The following is a 21,499-nucleotide window of genomic DNA, read 5'->3' on the forward strand; positions in this document are numbered from 1 at the left end:
TTGACGTCACCTTGTCGGCGACCGTCGCCGGCCCGCGGCGCACCCGAAGCAGCGGGGGTGCGGCGGGGACTCAGGAGCGCCGGAACAGCCGCCGCAGACCGAACAGGGCCGCGGCGGCGGCGACCACGACGATCGCGCCGGTCTTGACGTTGCCGTCCAGGCCGTCGCCGGTTCCCGTGCTGTCGCTGATGCCGTCCGCGGAACTTCCCTTCCCGGACGGTGACTTGGACCCACCGCCCCCGGGCGCGTCCTCCGGCTTCACGGGACTGTCCGTCCCCTCCGCGCCGAACATGAGCGTCTTCCCGTCGTCGGTGTAGGTGACGGACTCGCCCTGGCCCAGGAACGGCACGCCGAGCCGCTCCAGCCGCTTGATCCTCCCGCCGTTCCAGTCGTAGGCGATCGCCCCGAAGTAGCTGCGTACGACGAGTTGTTCACCGTCGGGGGACAGGGCGGCGTCGGTGGCTTCCAGGTCGGGGACGGGGGCGATGGGCTTGAAGATGTTGGTCCCGGAGGTGGAGAGGCCGGCCGGACCCTCGTAAAGGTGGCCGCCCTTCTCGTTCTTGTCGACGATGTAGACGCGCCCGGTCCTGGGGTGCACGACGAGGGACTCGGCGTTGCGCGGTCCGTCCGAGTACTTCACGACGTACTGCGTGGCCCGGATCGTCTGGTCCCGCAACTGCTCGGGCTCGGGCAGTTTGTAGATCCACACATAGGGCCAGCTGCCGCCGAGGTTGTCGCCGATGTCGCCGACGTAGATCTGGTTGCCGGGGCCGATGGAGATGGCCTCGACGTCACGGGGGCGCCCCACACCGGTCAGCGTGACGGTCGCGACGGTCTTCCCCGTCCTGCTGTCGACGGCGTAGATGAAGGCGCCGTCGTCACTGTCGTTGTGCGTCCAGTAGATGCCGGGGTGCTGCCGGGACGCGGCCAGTCCGCTGGACTCGGTGATACGGGGGTCCGAGATGGTGAACCCCTCGTCCCCGTCCGCGGCGGCGGCCGGCAGGGCGAGCGCACCGACGAGGAGGCCCGCGGCGAGGAAGGCAAGGGAGCGACGCATGCCCCAAGACTGCCATCCCGCCCGCGCGGTACGGCGCGTGGCAGGCCTCACACCCTCGCGCGCCCCGCCCGCACGCGGAGATCATCCATGATGAGCGGATGCTCAGGATCATGCCGGTCGGCGACTCCATGACGATCGGGAGCGCGGGCGAACACACCTGGCGCTACCGGTTGTGGCGCCACCTGTGCACGACGTACGACGGCCCGTTCACCCTGGTCGGCCCGCGCGAGACGCTCTACGACAAGGCCTCCGACGCCCCCACGTCGTACGCGTACGCCGACCCGGACTTCCCCCGCGCCCACCTGGCCGGCTGGGGAGAGGGCTGGCAGCACATGGCCCCGCTGATCGGCGAGGCGGTACGGCAGACCCGGGCGGACCTCCTGCTCGTCTCCCTCGGCCTGATCGACCTCGGCTTCTACACGAACGCGGAGCAGACGGCGGAAAACGTCCGGGCCTTCGTGGCGGCGGCGCGGGAAGCCAACCCGCGTGTGGGCATGGTCCTGCTACCGGTGATCCCGAACGTCCGGGCCCAGTCGGACCCCGGCTTCGCCGCCCAGGTAGCCCTCTTCAACGACCTGTTGGCGAAGACGGCAGCCGACCTCGACGAGCCGCGCTCACCGCTCCTGCCGGCGTCGACCCCGTCGTCGTACGCCGTCCACACCGACACCTACGACGGCACCCACCCCAACGCGAGCGGCGAGCACAAGATCGCGGCGGCGTTCGCGGACGCGATGCACCAGAGCTGGGACCTGGGGAAGCCTTACGGGGACTGAGCTCCCCGAGCACGGCATATGCAAGGCACGGCCCAGAACGACTACGGCCCCAAGAAGACGGCGTACGCGCTGGCAGAAGTCCCCGTGTACCTCATCGCCGATACCTACCAGGGCAGGTGCCACCTCTTCACCGGGTTCCTCCGAGGATGCCTCGGCCTTCAGGCCGGGGAGGTATCGGACTTCTGCGGAGCAGGGCCGGAAGCGGGATTTCGCCGCCAGGGCGAAACACCGTCCACGTGATCGGGTAAGCTGCACGCCGTGCGTTGCGAGAACCAAGCGCGTACACCGTGCTGATCGAGAGCCAAGACAGCACATGCACCTCCAAGCTTTGCCGTATCAAACCGGGCTGGTTTCAACCCGGCTGGTGTTGATCGTGGAAGACCTGTCGGGTCGCTGACCCGCAGGCAGCGTGAGCCAGGAATCCCCCTGCTTGAGCTGGGGGAGGATTCAACCAGCCCAAGGACGGCGAGTACGTCAGCGAACTGTCCGTGGCCTTCGGGGCGGACGTCGACATGACCACCACCCACCTCGGTCTCACCCTCAGGACCGACGAGTTCCCCCGCGACTGACCGCCCCCGGCCTCAGTGCGCGAACGGCGGCTCGAAACACCCCGACTCCGGGTACGGCCCGTCGATATCGACGTCGAGGTCTTCAAGGCATGACTCTGCCATGAACGCACTTGCCTGGAGCGCACTCCAAGACGTTGGCTGAGTGGTCATGGAGTACACGCAGCTTGGACGCACAGGACTCAAGGTCAGCCGGCTGGTGCTCGGCACCATGAACTTCGGTCCGCAGACCGACGAGGCGGACAGCCACGCCATCATGGACGCGGCGCTCGACGCGGGGATCAACTTCTTCGACACGGCCAACGTCTATGGGTGGGGCGAGAACAAGGGCCGTACCGAGAGCATCATCGGGAACTGGTTCGCCAAGGGCGGCGAGCGGCGCGACCGGGTCGTGCTCGCCACCAAGGTCTACGGCAACATGGCCGCGGACGGCACCGCCGCCTGGCCCAACCACGACAAGCTGTCCGCCCTCAACATCCGGCGGGCCGTGGACGCCTCGCTGAAGCGGCTGCAGACCGACTACATCGACGTCTACCAGTTCCACCACATCGACCGCGCCATTCCCTTCGAGGAGATCTGGCAGGCCATCGACGTGCTGGTCCAGCAGGGGAAGATCCTCTACGTCGGCTCCTCCAACTTCCCCGGCTACAAGATCGCCCAGGCCAACGAGATCGCCGCCCGCCGCGGTGGCACCATCGGGCTGGTCAGCGAGCAGTGCCTGTACAACCTCGCCGAGCGCCGCGCCGAGATGGAGGTCATCCCGGCCGCGCAGGAGTACGGCCTCGGGGTCATCCCCTGGTCGCCGCTCCAGGGCGGTCTGCTCGGCGGTGTGATCAAGAAGGAGGTCCAGGGCGGGCGTCGTGCCTCCGGACGGGCCGCCGACACCCTGGCCAACCCCAGCTCACGCGCGCAGATCCAGGCCTACGAGGACCTGCTGGAGAAGCACGGGATCGAGCCCGGTGAGGCCGCGCTGGCCTGGCTGCTCACCCGCCCCGGTGTGACCGGCCCGATCGTCGGCCCGCGCACCGCCGAGCAGCTCGGCTCCGCCCTGCGCGCGGTCGAGCTGGAACTGAGCGAGGAACTGCTGACCGGCCTGGAGGAGATCTTCCCCGGGCCGGGCCCGTCTCCGGAGGCCTTCGCCTGGTAACCGAGCGCCGACGCTGACAACCGACGGCTGCGAAGAAGGGGTGACCGGCGGTGGCCGGGCGTTACCTGCCGACCACCGCCGCCACGGCCACCACCACGAACATCAGCACTAGCACACCGGCCATGATCCGGTTCCGGGTTTTCGGGTCCACGCCATCGAGCCTAACCGGCCGCCTCCAGCGGCCAGCGGCCGACCGTCTCGTAGCGGGGCTGCTCGCCCGGCACCCCCGACGTCGGCAGGCTGCTGCGGACCAGGGCCAGCTCGTCCACTGTCCAGGTGCGGCTCCTGAATTCCTTCAGCGCCGCCAGGTACGGCCGCACCTCCACACTCTCCCGGCTGCGGGCCACCGTCAGGTGGGCCTTGTAGCGACGGTGCTCCCCCATCGGCAGGCCCGCCTTCCGCGCCGCCGCCTCGGCACGGTCGGCCAGCAGACGCATCGCCTGTACGTCGCCCTCGGCGCCCGCCCACAGCGCCCGCCCGTGCCCGAACTGCCCGCCGCCGCGCAGCGCCAGCGGGAAAGGCGCGGTACGGTGCGCCGCCCGCGCCAGCCGTGCCGACAGATCCGGTACGAGGTCGTCGTCCACCTCGCCGTAGAACGCGAGCGTGAAGTGCCAGCCGGGCCGGCCGGTCCAGCGCAGCCCGTCCGCCCCGGGGAGCTTACGCAACCCGGCGACCTGGGCGGCGAGTTCGGTCGACACGTCCTCGGGGGGCAGCACCGCGGCGAAGAGTCTCATGAACACCAGCCTGGCAGCACGAGGGCCCGGTGCGGTGGCAAGGCCGCACCCGGCAGGGTGGGGTCTGCTACAGCAGGGCGTGGTTGCTACAGCAGGTTGTGGACTGCGCAGCAGTTTTGTGGACTGCTACACCGCCGCCGCCAGTCGCTCGCGCTCCCGGGGCACGAACCGTACCCGTGGATGCCCTCCGTTCCAGCCGACCGACAGCCGTAGGTTGCCGACGCGGGCCAGGACCAGGGCGATGGCCACGGCCGCGGCGGCCGAGACGGCGCCGCCCGCCGCCAGGCCCGCCCGGACGCCGTACGCGTCGGTGATCCAGCCGGCGATCGGCGCGCCCACCGGGGCGCCGCCCATGAACACCATCATGTACAGGGCCATCACACGGCCCCGCATGGCCGGCGCGGTGGTCAGCTGGATGCTGCTGTTGGCGGTGACGTTGACCGTCATGCCGAACATCCCTATCGGGGCCATGAGCAGGGCGAACAGCCACAGGGACGGGGCGATCGCGGCCACCGCCTCCATGGTGCCGAAGGCCACCGCACCCGCGATCAGCACCCGCATCCGGGCCGTACCGCGCCGGGCCGCGAGCAGGGCGCCCGCCAGGGAGCCGACCGCCATCAGGGTGTTGAAGAGGCTGTACGAGCCGGCGCCCGCGTGGAAGACATCGTTGGCGAAGGCGGAGAGGTAGACGGGGAAGTTGAAGCCGAAGGTGCTGACGAACCCGGCCAGCACGATGGTCCAGATCAGCTCCGGACGGCCGGCCACGTAGTGCAGCCCTTCCCGCAGTTGCCCCTTGCCGCGCGGCGCCCGTTCGACGACGTGCAGTTCACGCGACCGCATCATCAGCAGACCGGCGAGCGGCGCGACGAAGGACAGGCCGTTGGCGAGGAACGCGTAACCGGTGCCCACGCCGGTGATCATCAGGCCGGCGACCGCCGGGCCGACCAGTCGGGCGGACTGGAAGTTCGCCGAGTTCAGGCTGACCGCGTTCTGCAGCTGCCCCGGGCCGACCAGTTCGGAGACGAAGGTCTGGCGGGCCGGGTTGTCGACCACGGTCGCGAGACCCACGGCGAAGGCGGCGACGTAGACGTGCCACACCTGGACGTGGCCGGAGAGGGTGAGGACAGCCAGGAAGATCGCGGTGAGGGCCATCGCCGACTGGGTGACCAGCAGCGTGGGCCGCTTGCGCAGACGGTCGACCAGGACGCCGCCGTAGAGGCCGAACAGCAGCATCGGCAGGAACTGCAGGGCCGTCGTGACGCCGACGGCGGTCGAGGAGCCGGTGAGGCTGAGGACCAGCCAGTCCTGGGCGATGCGCTGCATCCAGGTGCCGATGTTCGAGACGACCTGGCCGGCGAAGAACAGGCGGTAGTTCCTGACCTTCAGCGAGCTGAACATCGAGGACTTGCGGGTGCCCTCGGACGAGGCGGCAGGTGTCTCGGGAGTGCGCTTCTCGGGGGTGCGCTTCTGAGGAGTGTGCTTCTCGGGGGCGGGCGGGGATTCGTGGGTGGCAGGTGCGGGGGCGGAGTCTGCTCCGGGTCCCGAACTCAAAAGGGGTCGCCTCCTCGTGAACGCTGCTTACAGGTGTGCGAGCTTCTCCAGTACCGGGGCGGCGGCGCGCAGCTTGGCCCACTCGTCCTCGTCGAGGCCGTCGACCAGGGTGGCCAGGAAGGCGTTCCGCTTGCGGCGGCTCTCCTCGAGCATGGCCTCGGCCTGCTCGGTCTTCGTGACGACCTTCTGGCGCCGGTCCTCGGGGTGCGGCTCCAGACGGACCAGCCCCTTGGCTTCGAGCAGCGCCACGATGCGGGTCATCGACGGCGGCTGGACGTGCTCCTTGCGGGCGAGTTCACCCGGGGTGGCCGGGCCGTAGAGGGAGAGCGTGCCCAGTACCGACATCTCGGTGGGGCTCAGCGACTCGTCGACCCGTTGGTGCTTGAGCCGACGGGACAGGCGCATCACGGCGGAGCGAAGGGAGTTCACGGCGGCAGCGTCGTCGCCATGGGTGAGGTCCGGCATGTCTTTAGCGTAACTCATTACCCTCGCTAAACAAGCTGGGGCGCACGAGGATTCCCGTGACTCGGGACACGGAGACCCGATCCACGCCCAGATCCACAACGATCTACACCCGAACGGGTGAATCGGCGGCGGAAAGTGAACGTCACCCGGAGCCCGCCCGCGACCCTCGTGTCATGGGGACCAGCGTGCTCAGCCTGCGGATGGACGGGGAGCTGCTCGAGCGGCTCCGGCACCATGCGGCGAGAAGGGGAATGAGCGTCCAGGACTACGTCGTCCGGACGCTCGTTCGCGACGACTTCGACGAGCGGTTCCAGGCCGCCGTCGAGGAGACGGAGAAGTTCTACGGGGTGACGTGAGGATGAGCGGTTCTACGGGGTCACGTAGAACGAGCGGCTCTACGGCCTCGTAGAACGAGCGGCTCTGCGGGGTCACGTGAGGCCGAGCGGCTCTACGGCGTCACGTGAGCCGGACGGCTCTACGCGGTCAAGTGAGCCCCAGCGCCGGCATCAGGTAGTAGAAGGCGAACACCGCCGAGACGGCGTACATCGCCACCGGGATCTCCTTGCCGCGGCCGGCCGCCAGGCGCAGCACCACGAAGGTGATGAAGCCCATGCCGATGCCGTTGGTGATCGAGTAGGTGAACGGCATCATCACCATGGTCACGAAAGCCGGGATGGCGATCGTGTGGTCGGCCCAGTCGATCTCCTTGATCGAACCGGCGAGGATCAGGAACCCGACCGCGAGCAGGGCAGGGGTGGCGGCCTGGGACGGCACCATCGTGGCGACGGGGGTCAGGAACAGCGCTACGGCGAACAGCGCGCCCGTGACGACGTTCGCGAGCCCGGTGCGGGCGCCCTCGCCGACGCCCGCCGTGGATTCGACGAAGCAGGTCGTGGCCGAGGAGCTGCCCGCGCCGCCCGCGGCGACCGCGATGCCGTCGACGAAGAGGACCTTGTTGATGCCGGGCATCTGGCCCTGGGCGTCGGTCAGCCCGGCCTCGTCGCTGACGCCCATGATCGTGCCCATGGCGTCGAAGAAACAGGACAGCAGCACGGTGAAGACGAAGAGGATGCCGGTCAGCACGCCGACCTTGTCGAATCCGCCGAAGAGGCTGACCTTCCCGATCAACCCGAAGTCGGGGGAGGCGACGGGGTTGCCGGGCCACTTCGGGGTCGTCAGGCCCCAGGACGGCACCTTCGCGACCGCGTTGATGACCACGCCCAGGACCGTCATGGTGACGATCGAGATGAGGATCGCGCCGGACACCTTGCGGACGATCAGGGCGAGGGTGAGCAGCGCGCCCAGGACGAAGACGAGCACCGGCCAGCCGTTGAGGTGGCCGTCGCCGCCGAGCTGGAGCGGGACGGTGGTGTGGGCGACGTCCGGGATCCGGGAGACGAAGCCGGAGTCGACCAGGCCGATCAGCATGATGAACAGGCCGATGCCGATGGAGATGGCCTTGCGCAGGCCGTAGGGCACGGCGTTCATCACGCGTTCGCGCAGGCCGGTGGCGACGAGCAGCATCACGATGAGGCCGGCCAGGACGACCATGCCCATCGCGTCCGGCCAGGACATCCGGGGCGCGAGCTGGAGGGCGACGACCGAGTTCACGCCGAGTCCGGCGGCGAGCGCGATCGGCACGTTGCCGATGACGCCCATGAGGAGCGTGGTGAACGCCGCCGTCAGGGCGGTCGCGGTGACCAGCCGGCCGTTGTCGAGCTGGTGCCCGTACATGTCCTTCGCGCTGCCGAGGATGATCGGGTTCAGCACGATGATGTAGGCCATCGCGAAGAAGGTGGCGAAACCGCCGCGGATCTCGCGGGGCAGGGTGCTGCCCCGTTCGGAGATCCGGAAGTAGCGGTCGAGGGCGCCGTGGGCGGGCCCGGCTCCCGGCTGTTCAGGGGCGGGGGCCTTGGCGGGGGCCGAGGTGGACATGTTGTGTCGTTTCCTACGATGAGAAGCGGTCGGGCACAAACGGTTTCAGTATGAACGTATAACGCCGGACACAGCTATCTGCGCGCGTAGACCTGATCGCCTCGTAAGCTGTCCCCATGGCCGTGTCTTCTTCGGGATCCCCCAAGCGTGAGGCGCCGGAGCCCCTGGAGGGCCCGATCGTCCCGACCGTCGTCGGCGGCACGATCCTCTGGTTCGCCCTCTTCCTGGTGCAGCTCCCCTTCTACGGCTGGTTCGACGACCACGGACACACCTGGTGGCTGTGGACCTGCCTGGCCGGGGCCGGGCTGGGGCTGATCGGCATCTGGTACGTCCGTCGCAGGGACGCGGCGATCAAGAGCGCGGCGTCCGCACAGGCACCTGCGCAGGAGCCCGCTCAGACCCCGCCGGCCGAGTAGGCACCGGCGACCGAGCAGGCCCCGCCGACCGAGTACGCACCCGCGCATGGCGCACCCGCGCCCGACCGATCAATCCGCCAACCCTTAGGGCGGTCAACCGGTCAACCGGTCAACCCGGTGCACCGGTCTACAACCACGGCACCATTTGCCCCCGCCTCACCTCCTCCCCAGGTCGGATCTTCCGCCCATTCGGCGGGTGAAGCCTCAAATCCGCACGTACCGTCGAATGCATGACGCACATCGACGCGGGCGCCGAACTGGACCCGGTGCACCCCACGACGGCCCCGGCGGTGACCGGTCTCACCGCGGCCGAGGTCGCGGAGCGGGTCGCGCGGGGGCAGGTCAACGACGTTCCGGTGCGCAGCAGCCGGTCTCTGCCGGAGATCGTCCGGGCGAACGTCTTCACCCGGTTCAACGCGATCATCGGCGTGCTCTGGCTGATCATGCTGGCCGTCGCGCCGATCCAGGACAGCCTGTTCGGCTTCGTGATCCTCGCCAACACCGGCATCGGCATCGTCCAGGAGTGGCGGGCGAAGAAGACCCTGGACTCGCTGGCCGTGATCGGGGAGGCCCGGCCGACGGTACGGCGGGACGGGACCGCCTCCCGGGTCGCCACCAGTGACATCGTGCTGGACGACCTCATCGAGATCGGGCCCGGCGACAAGGCCGTGGTGGACGGGGTGTGCGTCGAGACCGACGGGCTGGAGATCGACGAGTCGCTGCTGACCGGGGAGGCCGATCCCGTGGTCAAGCGGCCGGGGGACCCGATCATGTCCGGGAGTTTCGTGGTCGCCGGCGGGGGCGCGTTCCAGGCCACCAAGGTGGGCCGCGAGGCCTACGCCGCCCAGCTCGCCGAGGAGGCCTCCCGGTTCACGCTCGTCCACTCCGAGCTGCGCTCCGGCATCTCCACGATCCTCAAGTACGTGACGTGGATGATGGTCCCGACCGCGATCGGCCTGGTCATCAGCCAGCTGTTCGTCAAGAACAACGACTTCAAGGACTCCATCGCGCGAACGGTCGGCGGCATCGTCCCGATGGTCCCGGAGGGGCTGGTCCTCCTCACCTCCGTCGCCTTCGCCATCGGCGTCATCCGGCTCGGCCGGAAACAGTGCCTGGTGCAGGAACTCCCGGCCATAGAGGGCCTCGCCCGCGTCGACACGGTCTGCCTCGACAAGACGGGCACGCTGACCGAGGGCGGCATGGACGTCACCGAGGTGCGGGCGCTGGGCGACGGCGACCCGTCGTACGTGCACAAGGTCCTCGGCGCGCTCGGCGAGTCCGACCCGCGGCCCAACGCCTCCCTGAAGGCGATCATCGACGCCTACGCGGACGCCGAGGACTGGCGGTGCACCGAGTCGCTGCCGTTCTCCTCCGCCCGCAAGTACAGCGGCGCCTCCTTCAGCGAGGGGAACGGGGAGAGCAGTACGTGGCTGCTGGGCGCCCCCGATGTGCTGCTGCCCGACGACGACCCCGCCCTCGCCGAGACCGGGCGGCTCAACGAACAGGGCCTCAGGGTGCTGCTGCTCGCCCGGGCCTCCCGCGACCTCGACGACCCGGAGGTCGCCGCCGGGGCCCGGCCCGCCGCCCTCGTCGTACTGGAGCAGCGGCTGCGCCCGGACGCGGCAGACACCCTGCGCTACTTCGCCGAGCAGGACGTCCACGCCAAGGTCGTCTCCGGGGACAACGCGGTGTCGGTGGGCGCGGTCGCCGCGAAGCTCGGGCTGAACGGCTCCACGGTGGACGCGCGCCGGCTGCCCGCCGACCGGGACGGCATGGCCGAGGCCCTCGACGAGGGCACGGTGTTCGGGCGTGTCACCCCGCAGCAGAAGCGGGACATGGTGGGCGCGCTGCAGTCACGCGGGCACACGGTCGCGATGACCGGTGACGGCGTGAACGACGTGCTCGCGCTGAAGGACGCCGACATCGGCGTGGCGATGGGCTCGGGCTCGGAGGCGACCCGGGCGGTGGCGCAGATCGTGCTGCTCGACAACAGCTTCGCGACGCTGCCGTCGGTGGTCGCGGAGGGGCGCCGGGTCATCGGCAACATCACCCGGGTGGCCACGCTGTTCCTGGTGAAGACGGTCTACTCGGTGCTGCTGGCCGTGTTCGTGGTGTGCTGGCAGGTCGAATACCCCTTCCTGCCCCGCCACCTGACCATGCTGTCCACCCTCACCATCGGCATCCCGGCGTTCTTCCTCGCCCTCGCCCCCAACCGGGAACGAGCGCAGCCCCACTTCGTCCGGCGGGTCATGCGGTACTCGGTCCCCGGCGGGGTCATCGCCGCGGTCGCGACCTTCGTGACGTACCTGATCGCCCGCCACCACTACACCGGCAGCGGCGCGTTGGACGCGGAGACGAGCGTCGCCACACTGACGCTGTTCCTGATCTCCATGTGGGTACTGGCGATCATCGCCCGCCCCTACACGTGGTGGCGGGTGGTGCTGGTGGTGGCGATGGGCGCCGCGTTCCTTGTGGTGCTGGTGGTGCCGTCGCTTCAGGACTTCTTCGCGCTGAAGCTGGTCGGCATCACGATGCCGTGGATCGCGGTGGGCATCTCGGTGGTGGCGGCGGTCGCCCTGGAGGTGGCGTGGAAGTGGGTCGACCGCCGCGTTCCGGCTTGACGGCTGACGCTTGTCGGTCAGCGGTCAGCGGTCAGCTGACGTCGACGTAGTCACCGGCGGCGCTGACGGCCGGGGTCGTCGAGGTGCCGGCGAAGCTGAAGCGCCAGTAGCCGTCGTACGTTGCCGTGGCAGTGGCCTTCACATTGCCGTACGAGTCCGAGGTCACCGTCTTGACGGTGGTGTACGTGCTGGTGCCCGCCTTGCGGAACTGGAGCTTGACCGGCTGGCCGGTGTAGCCGTGGTACTTGCCGTCCTCCCAGTTCGCGCGGGACAGCTTGCCCGTGGAGGTGATGGTCTTGCCCTTGGTGACGGGCTCGGGACCGGCGTTGACGGTCAGCGCGGAGTTGCGCTGCACCAGCGTGGTCGCGAGGGGGCCCTGGTCCTTGTAGCCGACCTTGCTGTAGTCGATGCTGCTGCTGGACGGGTCCTGCCCGTTGAAGGCGATCGCCTCGGCGGCGCCGTGCCAGGTGCCGGCGTCCGCGTTGGCGAGCGCGCCGTCGGCCGGGTGGATGTCGACGGAGCCGGTGCAGTTGGCGGTGGTCGACGAGGTGGCCGTGCAGGTGGAGGAGTCGTCGTCGTAGACCTCGTTGGTCGGGTCGTCGAACGTGCCGCGGTAGATGAAGGCGTCGGTGAAGAAGTCGTCCGCCGTGATGTCGACGCCCGTGCCGTGGGTCAGCGTGTAGGTGACCTTGGCGGAGACCACGTTGGTCGTGCCGACCTTGATCGCGGAGGCGATCTTGAAGTTCGAGAAGCTGACGTCCAGCGTGTACGGAGTGCCGGAGTCGGCCGCCTGCGCCGCCGGGACGGCGAGGGCGGTCAGGGCCAGGGCGCCGGTCACGGCGGAGACGGCGGCCATTTTGGCTCTTGTGCGCATTGCGTTCCCCTGAAGGAGAAGTGATCTAGGAGCCTGTTGGCTCAGGCGATCAGATCCGTGAGGGGTGGAGTTGGTTGTAGCCGAGCGGCTCGATTTGGCCTGTCCATGGGTAAGCTTTGACGTTTGCATAAGGAAAACGGAATGTCGGCCTCAGGTGGCTGAACCGGCTGGGCCGAGGCCGACGGGCTGAGGCCGACGTCCCGCTTCTGTCGGGCGAGGTGCCGCCGGATCAGCGCACGTCGACGTAGTCACCGGCGGCGTTGACCGCCGGGGTCGTCGAGGTCCCCGCGAAGCTGTACCTGAAGTAGCCGTCCACGGACGCCTTCACGGTGGTGCTCAGGTTGCCCTTGATATCGGTCTTCACGGTCTTCACGGTCGTGTAGGTGCTGGAGCCCGCCTTACGGAACTGCAACTTCACCGGCTGGCTCGCGTACCCCGCGTACTTGAGGGTCTCCCAGTTGGCCCGGGCCAGCTTGCCGGTGACCGTGACGGTCTTGCCCTTCTTCACCGGCTCCGGCGAGGCGTTGACCGTGAGCTTGGAGGCCCGCTGGACCAGGATCTTGCCGAGCCCGCCCTGCGCCTTCTGGCCATGGGTGCTGTAGTTCATGGCCAGCCCGCCGCCCGACCAGGTCCCGGCGTTGGAGTTCGCCAGATAGTCCTCGCCCGGGTCGATATCGATCGCGCCCTTGCAGGTGGCGGTGGTCACCGAGGTGGCGGTGCAGGTGGCCGGGTACTCACCGGCCAGCATGTTCTCCGCGTTGTCGAGCGACGAACCCTTGTAGATGAAGGGTCCGTTGGCGAAGTTGTCGGAGGTGATGTCGATGTCGGCGCCGTGGGTCAGCGTGTAGGTGGCCGTGACGGAGACACGGGCGGTCGTACCGACCTTGACCGCCTTGGCGATCTTGAAGTTGGAGAAGCTGACGTTCGGGGCGGGCGGCTCGGCGGCGGCACGGAACGCGGTTCTGCCCGAACCGGACGAGGCGGACGACGTGCTGTGCGCCAGCGCCTGCGCGGCCCGGGCACGGTACGAGGAACTGTCGGAGGCCTGCGCCGCCGGGACGGCGAGGGCGGAGAGAGCCAGGGCGCCGGAGACGGCGGCGACGGTGGCACGAGTGCGCATGCGTTTCCCCCAGGAGAGAAGGGCCCCGACGGTGGTCGTGCCGCCGGGGCCCTGATGACCATGGAGCCGTGTGGCTCACATGGTCAGATGCGCGAGGGACGGAATCGGTTCGCCCGTTCCGCCGCGGATCGTGCGAGGAACGCCTCGCTCATCGCACGTCGACGAAGTCACCCGCGGTGGTGACCGCCGGGGTCGTCGAGGTACCGGCGAAGCTGTACCGGAAGTAGCCGTCCACGGTCGCCTTCACGGTGGTGCTCAGGTTGCCCGTGGAGTTCGTCTTGATGGTCTTGACGGTGGTGTAGGTGCTGGAGTTCTTCTTGCGGAACTGCAGCTTGACCGGCTGGCCGGTGTAGCCGTGGTACTTGCGGTCCTCCCAGTTGGCACGGGACAGCTTGCCCACGACCGTGATGGTCTTGCCCTTCTTCACCGGCTCCGGCGAGGCGTTGACCGTGAGCTTCGACAGCCTCTGGACCCGGTGGGTCTTGTAGGAGTCGTTCCAGTAGACCTCCTCGTCCTTGGCCAGGGCGCCCACCCTGACGTGCCAGGTGCCGGCCAGCGCGTTGGCGTACAGGTCGCCGACCCCGTCGTCGGTGTTCAAACCGGGTGCGACCGGGATGGTGAGCTTGCACTTCGACGTCGTGGCGCTGGACGCCGTGCAGGAGGCGACCTCCTCCTTCGGCACGAGGAGGCCGTCCATGCCGTCCTCGACGTTCGTGCCGTGCCAGAGGTCGATGTAGGCGTCCTCGATGCCGCTGGGGTGGCTGGCGGTCAGGGACACGGCGATGGTCTTGGCGACGGTGGTGCCGAGAACGATGTCCTTGCCGGCGTTCACCGTCACGTTCGAGACGGTGGGCTCGGCGGCGGCTGCCCTGAACGCCGGCTTGGCGGACGAGGTGCCGAACCGCTCCGCGGCGCTCGGCCGGTCCAGGCTCACGTCGCTCTGCGAGCCGGCCTGGGCCGCCGGGACGGCGAGGGCGGAGAGAGCCAGGGCACCGGTGACGGCGGCCACGGTGGCACGTATACGCATGTATTCCCCACGTGGAAGGAGGGCCCCGGCACCGATCGTTCCTGACGGCTCGTCATCGACGCGGGGACCCAAGTGATACGAGTCTGTTGACTCATGTGAAGAGATCCACACCGAATGTGAAAGGTTGTACGACGGAGATGAATTTTTGGAGCGAACACCCGTGGAGTGAGCGGCAGTTGCCCGGAACATCCCGTCGGTGACGGTCTGCGCGTCAGTCGAACCAGCGGTCCCGGGCCAGTTCCTGCGTCCGGGACGGATCCTCCAGCAGCGCCGCCACCTCGAACCGCCGTGGCCACTGGCCCGCCGCCCAGGCGAGGCCGGCTGCCACACCCTCCAGGGTGGCGGCGTGCAGGGTGCCGTCGCTCGTGAGGCGCCAGTCGATCTCCACGCCGTCGACGAAGAGTTCCTCGTGTTCGACGTATGTCGCCGGGGTCCGCGCGCCGAGGAGCACCCGTACCGGCTCCGGTACGTCGTGTTCCGTGCCCTCGGAGTCGACCTCGCCCGTGACGGACTCGCTCAGGCGCCGCACCTGGAACAGCTCGGCGAGTTCGGCGGCGCGGGCGGGGCGCACGGGGAGCAGCGGGACACCCTGAGTGAACGGCAGCAGGTCGGGCGAGTCGACGACCACGGCGTCGGCCGCGTCCACCACCTCGACCCGGCCGTCGGTCACGGCCCGCAGCTCGTCCGGCAAGGTCACCTGCTCGGGATCCAGGTCGGCCAACGCGCTGTAGAGGCCGTGCAGTTGGGCGCCGGTGACGTCGCGGTCCGGGTCGGCGAGCCGGTCCAGGAGTTCGGCGGCGCCGCCGGGCTCGTCGAGCAGCGCGGCGACCGACGTCCGTACTCCCAGCGCCCGCAGCACCTGTTCGTCGTCGAACCCGGTCGCGTCGGCCTCGTCGTACAGCCCGCGCAGGAGCGGGTCGCCGCCGGCGGCGAGCAGACCGGCCGGGCGGCGGCCGTCGAGGACCGGATTGCCGCGCAGCCACCAGGCCGTGTACGGCCGTACGACCTCGTGCGTGCCGTCGGGCAGCAGGATCCGCACGGGCTGGACGAGGGCGTCACGCAACGGCGGCTGCGACAGCAGGGCCAGGGCCTGGGGCCACTTGTCCTCGTCCACCAGGTCCAGGTCCCGTACGGCGACCAGTTCCGTGGCGACCGGCGGTACGGGGGTGTCCGGGAAGCGGTCGAGGATGTCCTCGCACCACACGTCCACGGCGTCCAGCAGCCCGGCGTCGTCGGGCTCCGCGAAGTCGCTTTCGCGGGGCTCCAGTTCGTCGGGGTCGAGGACGACGTCCGTGGCCCGGACGAGGGCGAAGGTGGCGAGCACCCCGCAGGCGGCCAACGGCTGCTCGCCCCACTTCTGCGCCAACTCTGCTTCCACCGTGGCGAGTTCGTCCTCGCGCATGATCTGGTGGAAGGGGCTGCCGGGGAGGACGAGTTCGCCCGCGGGGGCCAGTTCGCCGTCCTCGTCGGGCAGCGCGAGCGCGCCGAGCCAGGGCTCGTCACCGGGCTCCAGGCCCGCGTCCCGGACCAGCGTGAGGACGGTGTCGGCCAGTTCCTCGGCGTCCGGCACGTCCTGCTCCCAGTCCAGCCCGCCCTCCTCGTCCAGCGAGGCGGCGACGGCGGCCCGGACCTGCGGTGTCGTGAGCACCGCGCGCGCGGTCGCGGGCAGTGCGCCGAGCTTCTCCAGGAGCGGGTGGGCGGCGTCCGGGTGAGCGACCTTGAGGCCGAGCCGGGCGAGGACCTCGGGGTCGACGGGGGCGCCCTCGGAGGTGGGCAGCAGCACCTGGCGGGGGCCGATCGTCGTCCGCCCGTCGGCAAGGGGCACGGGCAGCCCGGACAGCCGGTCCGGATCGACCCCGGCGAGGCTGTCGTAGAGCCGCCGCCACCAGTGCGGCGCCTTCTCCAGCCCGGCCAGCCGGTCCACGGCATCGGTCAGCGGGACCCGGGCGACCCCCAACGTCCGCAGCTGAACGCGTCGTTCGAGGCCGGCGGGGAGCAGGGTGGGCAGCACCTCGGCGAGGACCCGTACGGTGTCGCTGCCCGCGCCCTCCACCACTTCCGCGTCCCGGGGGCGGAGCGACTCGGGCAGGTCCTCGTCTTCGTCCTTGCCTTCGGAGGGTTCCGCCGCGGGCGGCAGGAAAGAGGTCCGCGGCAGCCGTTCGAGGATCTCCTGCCGCAGCGCCCCGTCCAGCTCGCCCTTGCCCAGCGGGCCGGGCACCAGGTCGATGATGCCGGTGGTCACCGGGCGCCAGCCGGCGAGGAGTTCGGCGTACGCGTCCGCCGCGCGCCGCACCAGGAAGTCGGTGAGCGGACCGGGGGCCGCGTGCCGGCGGGTGGTGTCCAGCGGGAACGACGCGATGAGCAGGGCGGGGACGCCGAGAGGTTCGTCGCTGGGGGTGGGGGCGTGTACGACCGGGCTGGTGCGGGGCCGGGCAGGTGAGCCGTCGGCGTCGACCGGCACGGCCCAGGTGACCGACCAGTGCGGCCGCAGCCGCTCCTCGACGGGCCGGTCGGCGAGCAGCTCCGGCGTGAGCGGCCCGTACGCGGCGGCCGTACGCCAGCGGGTCGTACCGTCCCGTGAGTCCTCCACGACGGTCAGGTCGCCGTCCGCGCGGCGGCGCAACGTGCGCGGGGTGCCGTCACCGGTCTCGATCACCACCTCGTCCAGCCCGGGCAGGGCGAGCAGGAGGGCGTCGTCCACGGCGTCCAGCAGACGCTCCGCGAGGTCGGCGGCGGCCGCGTCGCGCAGGGGCAGGATGACGGCCGTGTCGTACGGGTCGGGGGCGGTGCCCTCGGCGGCGAACGGGAGCCGCAGCAGGGGCACGTGTCCGTCGCGGCGGCGGATCTCGTCGCCCAGTGAGGGGCTGTGCCGGGCCACGTCGGCGGCGAGTTCCCGGGCCTCGGCCAGGGACCAGCGGACCCCGCCGTGCCGGCCGACGACGGCGGGCTCGTCGGTGACGGACAGCACGGCGGCGAAGCCGACGCCGAAGCGGCCGATGGTCCTCTCGTCCGTGTCGCGCTTGGCCGAAGCCCGCAGCGTGGCCAGGGACTCCACGCCCGCCGCGTCCAGCGGGGCGCCGGTGTTGGCGGCGACGAGGACACCGTCGCGCAGGGTGAGACGGAGCCGGCCGGGGACACCGGCCCGGGCGGCGGCGTCGGCGGCGTTCTGAGCGAGCTCCACGACGAGCCGGTCCCGATACCCGCCGAGGACAAGATCCTCCTCGGCGTTGGCGTCCTCACGGAAGCGGGCGGGACTGGTGGCCCAGGCATCCAGCACGCCTCGCCTGAGACGAGCGGTACCGAAAGGATCCGCACCTTCGGCCGCGGGCCGCACGAACTTGCTCACGTTGACTCTCCTCATCGGCGTGACGATGAAGGTACCGCGCGGTGCGCCGACGCCGGTTCGAAGGGCGTCCCGCGCCGATGCGAGCGCCGCTGGGGCTCCGCCCGAGGTCAACTCTTCAACCCACCGCGCCGGGTGGTGGGTGCGCATGGGCCGGGGGCCCGGGGCGGAGCCCCATGGACGCGCACCCGCACCCGTCCCGGAAACCCCGGAAAGCTACGAGTGGCCCAACTCCGCCGCGTCCTCGTCGGAGACGTCCGGTACGGAGCCGGAATCACGAGCCGGCCGCAGCGGGAACGGGTCCACTGTCGTCTCGTCGATCACCGGCGGGGCCGGCCGCGGCGGCTTCGGCATGACCGCCGCCTCGGAATGCCCGCCGCAGCCGTATGCCAGCGACACCAGCCGGCCGTCGGCCGGCGAGAACTCGTTGGCGCAGATACCGAAGGCCTGTCCCAGCGAGCCACCGATCGGCACAAGGAATCCACAGCTCACACACGAGGCGGGCGCGGCCTGCGCCATGGGGGTCTTCGCGCCGTACGACTCCTCCCACCGGTCGGCGGCGACGTGCAGGCCGTAACGCGAGAGCACCCTGGCCCGGCGCATGCCGAGTTCCTCCGCGACCGCGGCGATCGATCCGCGCGCGGGAACGGCGGGCAGGCTCGACGGGGCGCCCGGCGTGACCTCCGCGTCCTCCGCCTCGACCAGCTCGGCCATCTCCTCGGAGACGGGGGCGTTGGGCAGCGGCTCGTCGTCGCCGGTGTAGCCGGGCTCCAGGCGGAGGTCCTCGGCGTCGGTGGGGAGCAGATCGCCGGGGCCCATGTCGCCGGGCCGCAGGCGTTCGCTCCACGGCACCCACTCGGGGGCGAGGAGGGCGTCCGGGCCTGGGAGCAGGACCACCTCGTCCAGGGTGACGATCTTCGCGCGGGAGGCGCGGGCGACGGTGACGGCCCAGCGCCAGCCCCGGTACCCGAGTTCCTTGCACTCGAAGAAGTGCGTGACGACCCGGTCGCCCTCGGACACCAGGCCCGTGTGCTCGCCGACGACGCCGGGCGCGGCGGCCTCCTCGGCGGCGGCGCGGGCGAGGTCGACGGCCTCGGCGCACAAGCGGTCGGGGGTGCGGCTTCGCGTGGTCGCTGCGCTCACAGGTATCGCTTCTCTCCTACGCCGTCTCTCGGGTGCGTCTGCCTGTCGGCGACGGGGCGGACGGAGCGGACCTGGGGACCGCGTCGACGTCCACGCCCGCTCACGCTCGGGCGCACCTCTACCACCCATTCTGCGGGATGGCTGAGATACGCACGCTACCTGCTCCGGTGCGCCTGGCCTACACCGACGGGACTGTTCCCGGTCAGATCGCTGACAGATCGCTGTCAGAAGTGCGCGTCCATACGCGCGGTAACCGCACTACGCAGAGCTTTCTCGGGGCACTATGACGGGGTGGCAGCCGCGAAGACGCCCCAAGGTGCCACCGGGTTCGGTGGGTCCAAAGGGCTCAAAGGGATCAAAGGGAACAAAGGAAGCAAGGGGAGTGGCCGAGGCGGCGGTTCGGGCCGGATGAACGGCTCCCTCCGCTCGGTCGGCCGCGCCCTGCACCTCCCCGTCACCGGCCCGGCCCGCGGCATCCGCAAGGTGACCCACGCGCACGGGGCCGGTGAGTCCGGGCTCGGCAAGCTGATCGAACTGCACGGGGTGAACGGCGCCGGCGACGTGATGATCACCGTCGCGCTCGCCTCCACGGTGTTCTTCTCGGTGCCCACGGACGAGGCCCGCGGCCGCGTCGCCCTCTACCTCGCCATCACCATGGCGCCCTTCACGGTCCTCGCGCCGGTGATCGGCCCCCTCCTCGACCGTCTTCCGCACGGCCGCCGCGCGGCGATGGCGGGCGCGATGCTCGCCCGGGCACTGCTCGCGCTCGTCCTGTCGGGCGCGGTGATCAACGGCAGCATCGAGATGTACCCGGCCGCGCTCTGCGTCCTGGTCGCGTCGAAGGCGTACGGCGTCGTGAGAAGCGCCGTCGTACCCCGTCTTCTGCCGCCCCGGTTCTCCCTGGTGAAGGCCAACTCGCGGGTCACCCTCGGCGGGCTCCTGGCGACCGGGATCGCGGCGCCGATCGGGGCGGGGCTCCAGGCGATCGGACCGCGCTGGCCGCTCTACGGCGCCTTCGTGATCTTCGTCGCGGGTACGTTCCTGTCCTTCACCCTGCCGCCGAAGGTCGACTCGGCCAAGGGCGAGGACGTCGCGCTGCTCGCGGCGGACGAGGAACACCTGCACGGTCCGCATCTCAAGCCGGTCAAGCGGCCCGGACTGCGCACGGTCGGCATCGCCGTCACCCACGCCCTCGGCGCCAACGCCGCCCTGCGCTGCCTGTCCGGCTTCCTGATCTTCTTCCTCGCCTTCCTGCTGCGGGAGCATCCGCTCACCGGCGAGAGCGCGGCGGTGTCGCTGGGGATAGTGGGCGTCTCGGCCGGCGCGGGCAACGCGATCGGTACGGCGGTCGGGGCATGGCTCAAGTCCAAGGCACCGGAGATCATCATCGTGACGGTGGTGGGCGTGGTACTGGGCACGGCCATCACGGCGGCGATCTTCTTCGGCGCGTTCCTGGTGGCGTGCCTGGCGGCGGTCGCCGGGTTCTCGCAGGCGCTCGCCAAGCTGTCCCTGGACGCGCTGATCCAGCGGGACGTACCCGAGCAGGTGCGTACCTCGGCGTTCGCCCGCTCCGAGACGCTGCTGCAGATGGCCTGGGTGTTCGGGGGCGCGGTCGGCATCGTGATGCCCCTCAACGGCACCCTGGGCCTGTTCGTGGGCGCTGCCTTCGTCGCCATCGGCTGGCTGGCCACAGTCAAGGGCCTCCTGACGTCGGCCCGCCACGGCCCCCCGGCCAAGCCGCGGGTGGCGTAGGGAGCGTCGCGGGTCCCGGGCGCGCGGGGCCCCGCCCCGGCCGGCGCGTCGAGAGCCTCCGGCGCGGGGTCGTGAGCGCCCCGGCCCGTGCAGAGACCCTCCGGCCCCGGGGGTGAGCGCCCCGGCCCGCGCAAGGGACCGTCCCGGACGGCGCGGATGCGTCCCGACGCAGGTGAGCAGCGTTGCGGGCCCCGTCCGGACCGACCCGGCGGCGGCCCAGGGCGGGTCCCGGACGCTCCGGTGCATCCCCCGCGGCGGCAGGTCGGGGACGGCCTCCCGTGCATCCCGGGCGGCACAGAGACCTCCGGACGACGCAGCGACCCCCGGATGACGCAGGCCCGCCCCGGCCGGCGCGGTGAGAGTCCTGCCGTGACATGGCGGGCGTCACCGGTTCGGCACGCCGCGCACCCCGCGTGGAGGCGCCCGTGGGTGTGCCCGATAGCCTTCGGCCATGACCACGATGCAATCCGCTGTGCGACGCCGCCGCGCTGTCGCCGCCGCCGGCGCCGTATCCGCCGGACTGCTCGTCCTGTCGGCCTGCGACAAGCCGACGCCGCGCACCACCGTGACGGTGGGCAGCCGCTCGGTGAGCGCCGAGGCCAAGTGCTACGACGACGGCAAGGACATCGGCCGCCAGGAGGCCACCAAGTGCGCGCTGAAGAAGGCGTCGGACGCGATCGAGGTGCCGCAGAGCGAGACGCTGCGCATCGGCGTCGACCCGGAGATCGCGGACACGGGCTGGGCTCTGTGGATCAACGGCCAGCAGGTCACCAGCGTGTACAAGAAGACGTACTACTCCTTCCAGGGCGTCGACCTGTTCGCCGACCAGCAGGGGCAGGCCGCGCCGAAGACGCTGTACATCAGCATCGTGCAGCAGAACAAGGCCGCCCAGAGCGACCAGTTCAAGGGCGTGTGGAACTTCAAGCTGGAGAACGCGGACGCCTGAGCGGCGCCCGCGTCAGCGTCCGCGTACCG

Annotated in this window: 17 protein-coding genes and 1 pseudogene; 8 read left to right on the forward strand and 10 right to left on the reverse strand. The window is 70.5% G+C overall.

The window, feature by feature from the left end; translation table 11 throughout:
* Positions 1-70: 70 nt before the first annotated feature.
* Entirely contained in the window at positions 71-1,057 is a 987-nt protein-coding gene (locus ACIBK3_RS41800) for a WD40 repeat domain-containing protein (RefSeq protein WP_399373465.1), read from the reverse strand.
* A 98-nt stretch (positions 1,058-1,155) separates the two neighbouring features.
* Here ACIBK3_RS41800 and ACIBK3_RS41805 point away from each other — a divergent pair, with 98 nt between their 5' ends.
* The 3 genes and pseudogenes from ACIBK3_RS41805 to ACIBK3_RS41815 all read left to right on the forward strand — a co-directional run bounded on the left by ACIBK3_RS41805 (position 1,156) and on the right by ACIBK3_RS41815 (position 3,543).
* Positions 1,156-1,830 (forward strand): GDSL-type esterase/lipase family protein, encoded by a 675-nt coding sequence (locus ACIBK3_RS41805; protein ID WP_399373466.1) that lies wholly within the window; start codon positions 1,156-1,158, stop codon positions 1,828-1,830.
* A gap of 21 nt (positions 1,831-1,851) precedes the next feature.
* A pseudogene (locus ACIBK3_RS41810) lies at positions 1,852-1,962 on the forward strand (Uma2 family endonuclease); the annotation flags it as partial.
* Between the two features lie 585 nt (positions 1,963-2,547).
* A complete protein-coding gene (locus ACIBK3_RS41815; protein WP_399373467.1) occupies positions 2,548-3,543 on the forward strand; it encodes an aldo/keto reductase in 996 nt (331 codons plus the stop codon).
* A 161-nt stretch (positions 3,544-3,704) separates the two neighbouring features.
* On the opposite strand, the gene thpR is transcribed toward ACIBK3_RS41815, so the two are convergent.
* From thpR to ACIBK3_RS41830, 3 genes are all read right to left on the reverse strand, one after another.
* Positions 3,705-4,277 (reverse strand): RNA 2',3'-cyclic phosphodiesterase, encoded by a 573-nt coding sequence (gene thpR / locus ACIBK3_RS41820; RefSeq protein WP_399373468.1) that lies wholly within the window; start codon positions 4,275-4,277, stop codon positions 3,705-3,707.
* Positions 4,278-4,403: 126 nt separating this feature from the next.
* Positions 4,404-5,828 (reverse strand): MFS transporter, encoded by a 1,425-nt coding sequence (locus ACIBK3_RS41825; protein ID WP_399373469.1) that lies wholly within the window; start codon positions 5,826-5,828, stop codon positions 4,404-4,406.
* Positions 5,829-5,855: 27 nt separating this feature from the next.
* Positions 5,856-6,293, reverse strand: a complete 438-nt coding sequence (locus ACIBK3_RS41830; RefSeq protein WP_399373471.1) for a MarR family winged helix-turn-helix transcriptional regulator — start codon at positions 6,291-6,293, stop codon at positions 5,856-5,858.
* 173 nt (positions 6,294-6,466) lie between these two features.
* Here ACIBK3_RS41830 and ACIBK3_RS41835 point away from each other — a divergent pair, with 173 nt between their 5' ends.
* Positions 6,467-6,649, forward strand: a complete 183-nt coding sequence (locus ACIBK3_RS41835) for a ribbon-helix-helix protein, CopG family (protein WP_399373473.1) — start codon at positions 6,467-6,469, stop codon at positions 6,647-6,649.
* 127 nt (positions 6,650-6,776) lie between these two features.
* Here the strand turns inward: ACIBK3_RS41835 and ACIBK3_RS41840 are convergent, their stop codons facing one another.
* Positions 6,777-8,228, reverse strand: a complete 1,452-nt coding sequence (locus ACIBK3_RS41840; protein ID WP_399373474.1) for an NCS2 family permease — start codon at positions 8,226-8,228, stop codon at positions 6,777-6,779.
* Between the two features lie 116 nt (positions 8,229-8,344).
* Here ACIBK3_RS41840 and ACIBK3_RS41845 point away from each other — a divergent pair, with 116 nt between their 5' ends.
* Together ACIBK3_RS41845 and ACIBK3_RS41850 are read left to right on the forward strand one after the other, a co-directional pair.
* Complete coding sequence (locus ACIBK3_RS41845) at positions 8,345-8,644, forward strand: DUF2530 domain-containing protein (RefSeq protein WP_399373475.1); 300 nt, start codon at positions 8,345-8,347, stop codon at positions 8,642-8,644.
* Positions 8,645-8,874: 230 nt separating this feature from the next.
* Positions 8,875-11,265 carry an HAD-IC family P-type ATPase gene (locus ACIBK3_RS41850; RefSeq protein WP_399373476.1) on the forward strand — a complete coding sequence of 797 codons (2,391 nt, stop codon included), beginning with the start codon at positions 8,875-8,877 and terminating at the stop codon, positions 11,263-11,265.
* Between the two features lie 31 nt (positions 11,266-11,296).
* Here the strand turns inward: ACIBK3_RS41850 and ACIBK3_RS41855 are convergent, their stop codons facing one another.
* The 5 genes from ACIBK3_RS41855 to ACIBK3_RS41875 form a co-directional block, all read right to left on the reverse strand.
* Complete coding sequence (locus tag ACIBK3_RS41855; RefSeq protein ID WP_399373477.1) at positions 11,297-12,139, reverse strand: hypothetical protein; 843 nt, start codon at positions 12,137-12,139, stop codon at positions 11,297-11,299.
* 229 nt (positions 12,140-12,368) lie between these two features.
* Entirely contained in the window at positions 12,369-13,259 is an 891-nt protein-coding gene (locus ACIBK3_RS41860) for a hypothetical protein (RefSeq protein WP_399373479.1), read from the reverse strand.
* A gap of 148 nt (positions 13,260-13,407) precedes the next feature.
* Positions 13,408-14,286 (reverse strand): calcium-binding protein, encoded by an 879-nt coding sequence (locus ACIBK3_RS41865; protein WP_399373480.1) that lies wholly within the window; start codon positions 14,284-14,286, stop codon positions 13,408-13,410.
* Positions 14,287-14,497: 211 nt separating this feature from the next.
* Positions 14,498-17,632, reverse strand: coding sequence for a sacsin N-terminal ATP-binding-like domain-containing protein (locus tag ACIBK3_RS41870; RefSeq protein ID WP_399373482.1), 3,135 nt, complete (start codon positions 17,630-17,632; stop codon positions 14,498-14,500).
* Between the two features lie 213 nt (positions 17,633-17,845).
* On the reverse strand, positions 17,846-18,772 hold the full coding sequence (locus tag ACIBK3_RS41875; protein ID WP_399373483.1) for a DUF3027 domain-containing protein: 927 nt from the start codon (positions 18,770-18,772) through the stop codon (positions 17,846-17,848).
* A gap of 291 nt (positions 18,773-19,063) precedes the next feature.
* Between ACIBK3_RS41875 and ACIBK3_RS41880 the strand changes: the two genes are divergently transcribed.
* Together ACIBK3_RS41880 and ACIBK3_RS41885 are read left to right on the forward strand one after the other, a co-directional pair.
* The gene (locus tag ACIBK3_RS41880; protein ID WP_399373484.1) at positions 19,064-20,524 is read left to right on the forward strand and encodes an MFS transporter; all 1,461 of its coding nucleotides are present in this window, start codon (positions 19,064-19,066) and stop codon (positions 20,522-20,524) included.
* Between the two features lie 451 nt (positions 20,525-20,975).
* On the forward strand, positions 20,976-21,470 hold the full coding sequence (locus tag ACIBK3_RS41885) for a hypothetical protein (protein WP_399373485.1): 495 nt from the start codon (positions 20,976-20,978) through the stop codon (positions 21,468-21,470).
* Positions 21,471-21,499: the final 29 nt, after the last annotated feature.

The organism is Streptomyces sp. NPDC050287, from assembly GCF_044459385.1.
Lineage (GTDB): Bacteria > Actinomycetota > Actinomycetes > Streptomycetales > Streptomycetaceae > Streptomyces.